A 12214-nucleotide genomic window follows, 5' to 3' on the forward strand; every position below is an offset into this window, starting at 1 on the left:
TCTGGCAGGATGGAAAACGTGATAATGAATGATGCAAGCCGTTGGAGTGATTTGTTCTCCGGCAAGAACGCGGCTTTTGCCATAGCCCTGTCAGGCGGCGTAGTGTTACACGCGATCAATATTTATATCGCCACCACGATTTTACCGTCGGTGGTGCTCGAAATTAATGGTCTGAATTTATATGCCTGGAACACCACCCTGTTTGTCACCGCGTCAATCCTCGGTTCCGCACTTTCTGCCCGTTTACTCAGTGGTTACGGCGCACGTAGCGCGTATTTATTTGCCTCACTGACCTTTATGCTGGGCAGTGCCTTATGTGCCATGGCACCCAACATGCCGCTGATGCTGGTTGGCCGAACCGTGCAGGGGCTGGGCGGTGGGTTTCTGTTCGCACTCTCTTACGCCATGATTAATCTAGTATTTCCACAATCATTGTGGCCCAGAGCAATGGCGCTCATTTCAGGAATGTGGGGGGTGGCAACCCTGATTGGCCCCGCCATTGGCGGCATCTTCGCGGAACTGAACGCCTGGCGATTTGCCTTCTGGACGTTGCTGCCCGTGACCCTAATTTATGCTATTTTCACCTGGCGCATCCTGCCGAAAGGGAGATCCAGCACCGCCGTCACCTCGACATTACCAGTAACCCAGCTGGTGCTATTAACCGCAATTGTCCTGACGATTTCCGCCAGCAGTATTGCTAGCAGCGGCCTGACGAATCTGCTGGGAATCGGATTGGCGGTTTTACTGTTAGTGCTGTTATTGCGCATTGAATCCCGCGCCACTTCGCGCTTACTGCCAAAAGGTGCATTGCGCCTAAATTCCCCCTTGGCGGCGCTCTATATCACCATTTCTTTACTGGCGATCGGCATTACCTGCGAGATTTTTGTCCCTTATTTCTTACAAACCTTGCACGGCCAATCACCGCTGATTTCTGGCTATATCGCCGCCACGATGGCAGCGGGCTGGACAATTTCTGAAGTCATGAGTGCTGGCTGGAAGAAATCAGGTGTTCGTTGGGCGATTATCAGCGGCCCAGTTATTGTGCTGGTAGGGATAATTGCGCTCGCCATTCTGATACCGGTCAGCTCATTGGGCGGGTGGGTGCAGATGGGCCCTATCGCCATCGCGCTGACATTAGTGGGCTTTGGTATTGGTTTTGGCTGGCCGCACCTGCTGACCCGCATTCTGCAAGTGGCTGCTGAAGAAGATAAAGATATTGCCGGGGCCTCGATTACCACGGTACAGATGTTTGCCACCGCAGTGGGGGCGGCAATAGCCGGAATGGTAGCCAACCTTTCGGGGCTTAATTTCCCCGGCGGGGTCGCGGGTGCCGAAAACACCGCCCATTGGTTATTTACGCTGTATGCCATTGCCCCTGCACTGGCGATTATCACCGCGCTACGCTGCGCCGCCATTCGCTTGCCCGGCTTTGCTGTTAAAAGCACCGCCAGTCACGAAGCATAATAAATGATGAGAGCCAACCTGCTCAAACAGGTTGGTTTTTTCATTGCTCGTAACATTATAAGGGCGATTAGCGCTTGATCCCGCACCACTCTTTGCTGTTATTCTGGCTTTAAATCTTAATATTAATCCTATTGACCCAAAGTCATTGGAGGTTGCGATGAAGCCGTCTATTGTGCTGTACAAAAGTATTCCCGCTGATCTACATCAGCGTTTAGAGCAACATTTTACCGTAAACAGTTTTGAGGGTTTATCTTCAGATAATCAGCCTGAGCTATTGGCTGCGCTGCAACAGGCGGAAGGACTTATCGGTTCCGGCGGTAAAATTGATCAGACTTTCTTGCAATTAGCACCTCGGCTGCGCGCTGCTTCAACCATTTCTGTCGGTTATGACAATTTTGATGTCGATGCGCTGAACCAGCGCGGAATTGTATTAATGCACACGCCGACCGTTTTGACTGAAACAGTGGCCGACACCATGATGACGCTGGTGCTTTCCACTGCTCGTCGGGTTGTCGAGTTGGCTGAGCGCGTGAAAGCCGGTGAGTGGCAAGACAGCATTGGTGATGATTGGTTTGGCGTCGATGTTCATCATAAAACTATTGGCATTCTCGGCATGGGCCGGATTGGCATGGCGCTAGCCCAACGGGCACATTTTGGTTTCAGCATGCCGGTGCTGTACACCAGCCGTCGCCCACATGAAGAAGCGGAAAAGCGCTTTGGTGCTCGCCGCTGCTCACTCGATACATTGCTGGCTGAGGTCGATTTCCTCTGCATTACCCTGCCGATGACCGAGCAGACTTATCATATGATTGGCCGTGAACAACTGGCTAAAATGAAATCCAGCGCCATTTTGATCAATGCAGGCCGTGGGCCAGTCGTGGATGAAAAAGCACTGATTGCGGCCCTACAAGATGGCACTATTCATGGCGCGGGCTTGGATGTATTTGAACAAGAACCTCTGCCGGTGGATTCGCCATTACTCACATTACGCAATGTGGTGGCCGTGCCGCATATTGGTTCCGCCACCCACGAAACTCGCTACAACATGGCCGCCTGCGCGGTGGATAACCTGATTGCCGCACTGACCGGCACTGTCACAGAAAACTGCGTCAATCCGCAGGTATTGCAGAAAATATAAGCGACTCGATTGGTCTGCTTGCAGGCCAAATCCCCCTCCTCCATCGCCCTCCTCCCTACAATAATCCCTAGAGGATGAGGCTATTTCTTCGCCGTCTGGCACTCTGATATTCATAAAGATTTATACGTTTCTCAGACCCAAGGAAGACGCGCGATGAAATATCTTACTTTCCCTCTGCTTCTGGTTTTGTCACCGGCAGTGATGGCGAACTGGTCACTGCCCCATTTCCCGGCTTTTACTGAACAAGACAGTGGCGTTTTCCTGAGTAGCAGCGCCCTAACAAAAGGGGAATACACCCTTAAATTTCATCAAGATAAACAGTGCTGGCAGCCCACCGGCCCAGTAAAATTGAATCAGACATTTTCGCTGCAGCCTTGCCAAAATCAGGCCGATATCCACTGGAAGCTGTTCCGCGATGGCCAATATCAGATGCGGATTGATACCCGCAGCGGCACCCCCACACTCACTTTGAGCATCAAAGAGCCGGTGGCGGAAACCGTCAAAGTCGTAACACACAGTTGTCAGCGCTGGGACGGCAAACCGGTGACAATTGATGTCAGTAAAACCTTCGCTGAGGGGGAAATGGTGCGGGATTTCTACTCCGGGCAAACGACGAAAGTCTCCCTCGGTAAAATCACGCTGCAACCCACTCCCGAGAGCGGGGGCTTATTGTTATTGGAATCAGCCCAAACCCAGCAAGCCGCGCCATTTAGTTGGCAAAATGCCACCGTCTATTTTGCCCTGACTGACCGCTTTAAAAACGGCAACCCCGACAATGACCATAGCTATGGCCGCCATGGCGATGGCATGGAGGAAATCGGCACTTTCCACGGCGGAGATTTGGCCGGATTAACAGAAAAACTTGATTATCTTCAACAGATTGGAGTCAACGCACTGTGGATAACCTCCCCGCTAGAGCAAATCCACGGCTGGGTCGGCGGCGGTACCAAAGGTGATTTCCCACATTATGCTTATCATGGTTATTACGGCCTGGATTGGTCACGTTTAGATGCCAATATGGGTACCGAACAAGATTTGCATAAACTGGTTGAGCAAGCCCATAAACGCGGCATTCGTATTCTATTTGATGTGGTAATGAACCATATGGGATATGCCACTCTGGCAGATATGCAAAGCTACCAATTCGGCTCGCTGTATCTGCAAGGCGATTCGTTAGAAAAAACACTGGGCAAAAACTGGACTGACTGGACTCCTGGCAAAGGGCAAAACTGGCATAGTTTTAACGATTATATTAATTTCAGTGATAAATCCGCCTGGGATAACTGGTGGGGCAAGAAGTGGATCCGCACTGATATTGGCGATTATGACTCCCCCGGTTATGACGATCTGACCATGTCGCTGGCTTTTCTGCCGGACATCAAAACAGAATCCACTCAAGCGAGTGGCTTGCCGGTGTTTTACCGCCATAAACCGGATACTGCCGCGCGGGAAATTGCTGGTGCCACTCCACGTGATTATCTAACTCATTGGTTGAGCCAATGGGTTCGCGATTATGGTATCGACGGTTTTCGTGTAGACACCGCCAAGCATGTCGAGAAACCCGCCTGGCAACAACTAAAGCTGCAAAGCGCGGCGGCTCTGGCCGAGTGGAAAGCGGCTCACCCTGACCAAGCACTGGATGACTTGCCATTCTGGATGACGGGAGAAGCTTGGGGCCACGGGGTGATGAAAAGTGATTATTACCAAAATGGCTTCGATGCCATGATTAACTTTGATTTTCAGGATCAAGCTAAACAAGCGCTGGCGTGCTTCTCATCGATTGACGGCACCTATCAGCAAATGGCTGATAAACTGCAAGGTTTCAATGTGTTGAGTTATATTTCATCCCATGATACCCGGCTATTTTTTAAAGATGACGCGCAACAGTCATTGGTGAAACAGCAACGCGCGGGCGACCTGCTGCTACTGGCTCCAGGGGCGGTGCAAATTTTCTATGGTGATGAAAGCGGGCGAGAATTTGGCCCAACCGGCTCAGACCCATTGCAGGGAACCCGATCAGATATGAACTGGGATGAACTGACGGGTGAAAAAGGTGCGCTGTTGGCGCATTGGCAAAAAGTCAGTCAGTTCCGCGCTCGCCATCCGGCCATTGGTGCTGGTGTGCAGCAATCGCAACAAACTGCTGATTACTATGCTTTTAGCCGCCAACATCAAGGTGATAAAGTCTTGGTCGTTTGGGTTGGCGACAAAAAAGAGTAATTAAGTATATTATTTCGAAATAACACTTCCTACCGATATTTTCGCGCGGTAGGAAGAAACCTTTCCGCATTGCGTCCGTTTTTATCTGCGAGTATGGTAGTTGTTCACTTACGGATAACAATAAATTTTCATTTATGAAGTTTTCACTTTTCGGCGACAAATTCACCCGCTACGCGGGCATTACCAGATTGATGGACGACCTCAACGACGGCCTGAGAACCCCAGGTTCTATCATGCTTGGCGGCGGTAATCCGGCACATATTCCTGAAATGGATGCTTACTTTCAGCAACTTTGTCAGGACATGCTGGAAAGCGGGAAGCTGACCGAGGCGTTGTGCAATTACGATGGGCCACAAGGCAAAGATTTACTGCTGAAAGCATTGGCAACAATGCTGCAAGATGAGCTGGGTTGGCAAATTGAGCCACAGAACATTGCACTGACAAATGGCAGTCAAAGCGCGTTTTTCTACTTATTTAATCTCTTCGCTGGCCGCTATGCCGATGGCACCCGTCGGCGGGTATTATTCCCACTGGCACCAGAGTATCTCGGATATGCCGACGCGGGCCTCGACGAAGATTTATTCGTCTCCGCCAAGCCCAATATTGAGCTACTGCCCGAAGGGCAATTCAAATATCACGTCGATTTTGAGCATCTCAATATTACTGATGATATTGGCCTGATATGCGTCTCGCGGCCCACCAACCCGACCGGGAATGTGATTACTGACGATGAGTTAATCGGCCTTGATGTTATTGCTCAGCAACGTGGTATTCCGTTATTGATTGATAACGCTTATGGCGTGCCATTCCCCGGCATTATCTTTACCGATGCGACCCCACTGTGGAACCCGAATATCATTCTGTGCATGAGCTTGTCGAAGCTGGGCCTGCCGGGTTCGCGCTGCGGGATTGTGATTGCCGATGAGAAAGTCATTTCGGCGCTCACCAATATGAATGGCATTATCAGTCTGTCACCGGGCAGCATGGGGCCAGCTATTGCTGCCGAAATGATTGCGCGCGGGGATTTGCTGCGTTTATCCAAAGAGGTCATCCGGCCATTCTATTTTGAGCGGGTACAGCAAACTATTGCTATCCTGCGCAAATACTTACCGCCGGAGCGCTGCTTGATCCACAAACCGGAAGGGGCGATATTCCTCTGGCTGTGGTTTAAAGATTTGCCGATCAGCACTGAACTGCTGTATCAGCGCCTGAAAAAGCGCGGTGTGTTGATGGTGCCGGGCCACTATTTCTTCCCCGGTCTGGAATATGATTGGCCGCATACCCATCAATGCATGCGGATGAATTATGTTCCAGCACCGGAAGATATCGAAAAGGGTGTGGCAATTCTGGCCGAAGAGGTTGAGCGGGCGTTTCAGGAAGCAAAGTGATTGGCTGAGAATAAATAGCTAAGGGCCGCTTATTCGGCGGCCCTCAGTTTTATTTTAAAACCATCTCAAAGTTATTATCTAACCCAACGTCACTATCTAACCCAAGGTCATTAGCGTCACATAGTTGTCCAAAACAATACGGCCAATATCTGCGGCGACATGATTCGTAAGAACATCGCCAGCGGGTAAACTGTTGCATAAGACAGTGCCGCTGCACCACTGGTCGGATGCAGACCATTGGCAAAAGCCAGCGCCGGTGGATCGGTCATTGAACCGGCTAACATGCCGCACAATGTCAGGTAGTTCATATTAGCCAACATACGCGCTAAAATCCCCACTGTTAGCAATGGAATTCCGGTAATCATCGCCCCGTAGCCAATCCACGCCAGCCCATCACCATTCACCAAAGTATTGATAAAATCACCGCCTGACTTCAGCCCGACCACTGACAAGAACAATACAATTCCCAGTTCACGCAGTGCCAGGTTGGCACTCGGCGGCATAAACCAATACAGTTTTCCGATGCTGCCAATACGCCCCAGAATAAGTGCGACAACCAGCGGGCCACCCGCCAAACCCAGACGTAAAGCCGCAGGGAACCCCGGAATAAAGAGCGGAATTGACCCTAACAACACCCCCAGACCGACACCGATAAATACCGGAAGCATCTGAACTTGCTGTAGTTTCTGTTGCGCATTACCGACAACAGCAGATACCGCCTCAATAGATTCCGGGCGGCCGACCAGATTAAGAATGTCACCAAATTGCAGGCTGGCACTATTACTGGCAACCAGTTCAATGCCCGCACGGTTTAAGCGGGTAATGGCCACGTCATACTTCTGCTTCAGATTAAGGTCGCGGATTTTTTTACCCAGCACCGCCTCATTGGTCACCACCACTCGGGCAGTTTGCAATGCCGTACCGGCGGTAGATAAGGTGACATCCACCTCTTCCCCGACCACCAGCCGTACTTTCTCCAAAGCTTCGCGCTGCCCGACCAAATGTAGATAATCGCCCAGTTCAATCACTGTGGCCGACAACGGCACCATCAGTAAGTCACCGCGTTTCAAGCGGGAACAGACCACTTCATCACTGTTGAGCAGCGGCACATCTTGTACGGATAGCCCATGCAGATTAGGGTTACGAACCGCCACATTCATAGTTTGCAGCAACTCGCGGTTCTGCCCGTGGCTACTATCAAACTCTTTCGCTTCGCGATCGATATTGATTTTAAAGAATAAACGAATCAGCCACATCACCAGCAAAATACCGCAAATGCCGAATGGATAGGCCATGGCATAACCCATCCCCATTTGGCTGACCAATTGCGGTGGCGAGCCTAAATCAGTGAGGATTTGCTGCGCCGCCCCGAGAGCCGGGGTGTTGGTGACTGCACCTGAAAATATGCCCAAAATGATAGGCAGCGGCACAGCAAACAACTTATGGATAATTGCGGTCACTAACCCGCCGACAATCACCATCAGAATAGCAAAGCTGTTAAGCCGCAACCCCGAGACCCGCAGTGAGGAGAAGAACCCCGGCCCCACCTGAATGCCGATGGTATAAACAAACAGAATCAGGCCAAATTCCTGAATGAAGTGCAGCATGTCCCCATTGAGAACTAATTGATAAGTTTGTGCAAAATGGCCCACGATAATGCCGCCAAATAACACCCCGCCGATACCTAACCCCACACCATAGATTTTCCAATTACCGATCCATAACCCCAATACGGCGACCAGCGCCAACATACTGACGGTAAGGGCGATAGCACTCATAAATCACTTCCTTGCCTAAGTTTAAAAACTGGCGGCCATGTGGAATCTCATTTGGGTCAGTCATGGCCTTAAATTCCTACAATTAGTAAGGATTCTGTCAGAAGGGGAAATGATTGACTGTGGGATACACCACAAAATGCACCGGAGAGTGGGGAAACTCTCCGGTGAAAAAACAAACACGGAAACTTATACCCAAATTAATTGGCGTTGCAGCGAGGCAGCAAGTGAACGAGTCCCGATGAGCTTACTCCAGTAAGTGATTCGGGTGAGGAAATGCCGCGAACAAAGCTGCGGCGTCAAGTAAGAAGGGTATATCGGTACCCCAGTGTGGGGTACCGAACATCATAACTACTGCTGTTCAGATTGCTCAGTTGCCGCCGGATTATCTAATACCTGGTGCTCTTGTGGAGCAGCACTGCCAATGCTAATACGCTGTGGTTGCAGCGCTTCTGGCACTTGGCGCAACAGATCAATATGCAGCAGACCGTTTTCGAATTGAGCATTATCAACATTCAGATGCTCTGCCAGCGTAAAGGTCAATGAGAACTCTTTATGAACCAAGCCTTGATGCAGGTATTCAACCTGTTTTTCAGCTGGTGCTGGCTTACCGCGAACAGTCAAACGCGGGCCTTCAACTTCAATATCCAGCTCACTCTGTTTAAAACCGGCTAATGCCAGTGAGATGCGATAATGGTTATCGTCAGTTTTCTCAATATTGTATGGCGGGAATCCCTGAGAATCCTGACCGCCCTGCATTGAGTTGGCTAATTTATCAAAACCAATCCACTGACGAAGCAAAGGTGACAAATCATAATTACGCATAGATATAACTCCTTCTGAGAAGCGAGATAAGATAATAAACAGTCACGAATTAGCGATATAAAAAACCTGAACGCAAGATACTGGCGTTATATTATTTCTCGCTATCAATCCGTGACTGGTCAGCCCCCGATTACGGCAGGCTAAACTCCGTTAAATAATGTAAATAACTTACACTGTTAAGTAGATTACTTAATTTCAATACGGCGTGGTTTTAAACTTTCCGGTACCAAACGCTCAAGGTCGATATACAGCAAGCCATTCACTAAATTGGCACCTTTAATTTTAATATGCTCCGCCAACTGGAATTTACGCTCGAAGTTACGCTCAGCGATACCCTGATACAAATAGGTGCGCTGCGCTGGCTCATTGGCATGAGAACCACGTATAATCAACAGGTTATCTTGTGTAACAATCTCCAATTCCTGCTCAGCAAAACCTGCCACCGCGATCGCGATGCGGTAGTTATTTTCGTCGACTAACTCGACGTTATAAGGAGGATAACCGCCATTACTTTGGTTCTGGCCGGATTCTAAAAGATTGAACAACCGGTCGAAACCGATAGCTGAACGATACAGTGGTGCAAGCTCGGAATTACGCATAAAAACTGCCTCCTAAATATATTAGCAAGGGTGTTATCATATTTTGTATTAAGCCTTCCACTATGGACAGGCTTATGGCCCGAATACCCTGTCGGCGTATTCTCTCTGGCCTGATAATAAAGTGGGACCGGTATTTTTCTTTTCAAGAGCAAAACAAAAAATTTTTTCGTGGAAAATATCCCAATAAGACGTTTATGACTCTAATTATTCGATAAATGCGCTGTTATAACTTACACTTAGCTCAAGTTACCCACAAGATTGAATTTTTGACCATAGGAACTGTCTGTAAGGTAGTGTAAAAATCATGTCAAAACCTGACACTGTTTGCTGGCTTATCGCGGTAACTTGTTACTCCCCGGTAGAATGAGAGCTGAATAAAATAATGAAAAATACAGTTATCCCTTTTGTTATCGGCTGTTCGCTGCTGTTGTCCGGCGGTTGTTCCAGTATTATGACGCACACCAGCAGCAGCCAGGGCTATTACTCCGGCACGGCTGCCAATGTGGCGATGCTCAAAGATGATAATACCGGTTGGGCGCTGCGCCCCTTATTGGCAGTGGACCTGCCTTTCTCTGCGGTGATGGACACCCTGCTCCTGCCATATGATTATTTACGTTCTGACAACGAAGATAAAATGGCCAACTCCCCACGCGAGCGTATCCGTCAGTCAGAAGCGCAGAATCCGCCAACCGTGCCTCCTGCTGCTACCCCGCTACCATGATCTAGCCAACATCCACGGTAACTATATTCAGGGTAACTATATCCACAGTAAATAGTTGCGCCAACCCGTCGATTTCCCGCATAAACGCGACTTTGGTGCCATCAGGTGAAAACACCACGGCATCCGCCAGTGGTGCAATTGCGCTCCGGGTGGTCAATCGCTGTAACCGACCGGTGGCACTATCACACTGCATCACACTGTTATCACACACAAATGCCAAACTGTGCCCTTGTGGATGCCAACTAAACGCCGACTGAATCCCCTGCTCCGTGAAGGTCAGTTGCCGTGGTTCGCCACCATTCGGTGAAACCAACCACAACTGCACCACACCCTGATCATCTTTCATTAAACAAGCAATGGCACTGCCGTCAGGTGAAGTGCGCAGCCAATGCCGTGGACTGGTCGCCAACCCAGGAAAACGCTTGTCGGCCGTGAAGGTTATCCGCCGCTGGCTGACACCTGCTGGTGGCGCGGGCAAGGTAGTTGGCGTTCCCTCAAGTGGCGCAGTTCCGGCGCGGGCGTAATCCCTGTCATGCGGCGGTAAATCAACAATAAAGACTTCCGGGATTTTTTCTCCCTGCGCCGAAAGTGTGTCGCCAATAAATGCCAATGCCCAACGCTGGCGAGTGCCATCCGCTTTCAGATAGCCCTGAACGCCCACCCAGCCCTCTTCATAAGCGCGGTTTATTTGGTCACTGCCCGCCAGGGGCTTGGGAGTGGTTCGAGTCACTAACACACAGAAATGGCTGCCATCATATTCACGCGGATGTTGCTTGGGCGGATTAACCCCCTGCAAAGGCAGGGCAACGCCGACATTGCGGCAATCCAGCGCGGGATCCCATTCATGCAGCACATGGTCGTTATAAGTAAAACTCAGACGGCTGCCGTCAGGACTGAAAACATGCACATGGCTGCCACCGCGCAATGCGCCGGGAGTATATGGCGCGGTGATGTCCATCGCATCCAATGTTACCGCCAGTTCTCTGTCCGGCTCAGTGACAATCACCCCTCGCCGGTGATGGAAATCATAATGCCAGTGATTATCTGGGTGCTCCGGGCCATGGATAAAGACATAGCGGGCGGGTTTATCAGGGCTTACCGTCACCACCCCGACATGCGCACCATGCTGAGCACGATAAATGACTTCAATATCACCGGTTATACAATTTACCCGCTCAATGGTTAAACCACTAAACGTACTGCCGTTAGGCCGCACATCATATGCCAGCCATTGGCTATCCGGCGTCCAAACATTGATATTAGTGAGTTGATGACCTCTGGGATCAAAAGTGAGTTGCTGTTCCTGCAAGGCCATGCTGGCTCCGGACGCGATTACGCTGATAATGATTCATTATGCTGAATTATATCATCCTCATATCTTATTACTGTAAGCCCAGTCAGCAATAAACTGTCGCTATTTAGAAGAAATAGTCTAATATAGATTTTTTATTCTAAACAAAAGTTCTCTATGCTTAGCCGATACCAGCCCATTGCCGATGCGATAGCCACACTTTTCTCTCCTTATGCGGAAGTTGCCCTCCACGACTTAGCCAGCCAAACACTGGTTTATATCGCGAATAACTATTCACAGCGGGAATTGGGGGAAGACTCCAACCTCAGCGACCTGCAATTTGATCAACACTCGCAGGTGATTGGCCCTTACCAAAAGCGCAACTGGGATGGCCGCCAACTGCGCTCCATCAGCACTGTGCTGCGGGATGACCATGGGCAACCTATCGGGCTGCTGTGCATCAATCTGGACATTACTGTCTTTGAAAGTGCCAAAGCGGCACTGGATATATTCCTGTCGGGCCATCAAATGCAACCGCAGCCTGATGTGCTGTTCCAGGATGACTGGCAGGAGCGCATCAATACTTACATACACCACTGGCTGCAACAGCAAAAACTCACTCTGGCGACATTGAACAATGTTAACCGCCGAAAGTTGATTGAGGCACTTTACCAACAGGGTGCATTTAACGGCAAAAATGCTGCTGGCTATGTCGCAAAAATCCTTAACATCGCCCGTGCCACTGTTTATAACCAACTAAAAAATATAAAAAATACATAAACTTAAAGGAATT

General features: G+C 49.8%; 10 protein-coding genes. 6 read left to right on the plus strand and 4 right to left on the minus strand.

Annotated elements, in window-relative coordinates:
• The first annotated feature begins 24 nt into the window (after positions 1–24).
• The 4 genes from OVO64_RS06490 (at position 25) to OVO64_RS06505 (ending at position 6210) form a co-directional block, all read left to right on the plus strand.
• Complete coding sequence (locus tag OVO64_RS06490) at positions 25–1464, plus strand: MFS transporter (RefSeq protein WP_267248677.1); 1440 nt, start codon at positions 25–27, stop codon at positions 1462–1464.
• A 157-nt stretch (positions 1465–1621) separates the two neighbouring features.
• Positions 1622–2602, plus strand: a complete 981-nt coding sequence (ghrB, locus tag OVO64_RS06495; protein ID WP_050291893.1) for a glyoxylate/hydroxypyruvate reductase GhrB — start codon at positions 1622–1624, stop codon at positions 2600–2602.
• A 153-nt stretch (positions 2603–2755) separates the two neighbouring features.
• Entirely contained in the window at positions 2756–4822 is a 2067-nt protein-coding gene (locus tag OVO64_RS06500) for an alpha-amylase (RefSeq protein ID WP_145509788.1), read from the plus strand.
• 134 nt (positions 4823–4956) lie between these two features.
• The gene (locus tag OVO64_RS06505; protein WP_038637633.1) at positions 4957–6210 is read left to right on the plus strand and encodes a valine--pyruvate transaminase; all 1254 of its coding nucleotides are present in this window, start codon (positions 4957–4959) and stop codon (positions 6208–6210) included.
• A gap of 116 nt (positions 6211–6326) precedes the next feature.
• Here the strand turns inward: OVO64_RS06505 and OVO64_RS06510 are convergent, their stop codons facing one another.
• From OVO64_RS06510 to ibpA, 3 genes are all read right to left on the minus strand, one after another.
• On the minus strand, positions 6327–7988 hold the full coding sequence (locus tag OVO64_RS06510; protein ID WP_038637636.1) for a putative transporter: 1662 nt from the start codon (positions 7986–7988) through the stop codon (positions 6327–6329).
• Between the two features lie 348 nt (positions 7989–8336).
• Positions 8337–8810: a small heat shock chaperone IbpB gene (gene ibpB, locus OVO64_RS06515; protein ID WP_038637641.1), complete on the minus strand. Its 474-nt coding sequence runs from the start codon at positions 8808–8810 to the stop codon at positions 8337–8339.
• 185 nt (positions 8811–8995) lie between these two features.
• Positions 8996–9409, minus strand: coding sequence for a small heat shock chaperone IbpA (gene ibpA / locus OVO64_RS06520; RefSeq protein WP_038637644.1), 414 nt, complete (start codon positions 9407–9409; stop codon positions 8996–8998).
• 382 nt (positions 9410–9791) lie between these two features.
• Between ibpA and OVO64_RS06525 the strand changes: the two genes are divergently transcribed.
• Positions 9792–10130 carry a YceK/YidQ family lipoprotein gene (locus tag OVO64_RS06525; RefSeq protein WP_038637647.1) on the plus strand — a complete coding sequence of 113 codons (339 nt, stop codon included), beginning with the start codon at positions 9792–9794 and terminating at the stop codon, positions 10128–10130.
• A 1-nt stretch (position 10131) separates the two neighbouring features.
• On the opposite strand, the gene OVO64_RS06530 is transcribed toward OVO64_RS06525, so the two are convergent.
• Entirely contained in the window at positions 10132–11445 is a 1314-nt protein-coding gene (locus OVO64_RS06530; protein WP_042562526.1) for a DUF3748 domain-containing protein, read from the minus strand.
• Positions 11446–11598: 153 nt separating this feature from the next.
• Between OVO64_RS06530 and OVO64_RS06535 the strand changes: the two genes are divergently transcribed.
• A complete protein-coding gene (locus OVO64_RS06535) occupies positions 11599–12201 on the plus strand; it encodes a helix-turn-helix transcriptional regulator (protein WP_038637650.1) in 603 nt (200 codons plus the stop codon).
• The last annotated feature ends 13 nt before the right edge of the window (positions 12202–12214 follow it).

The organism is Yersinia sp. Marseille-Q5920 (genome assembly GCF_946902935.1).
Classification (GTDB): Bacteria; Pseudomonadota; Gammaproteobacteria; order Enterobacterales; family Enterobacteriaceae; genus Yersinia; species Yersinia rochesterensis.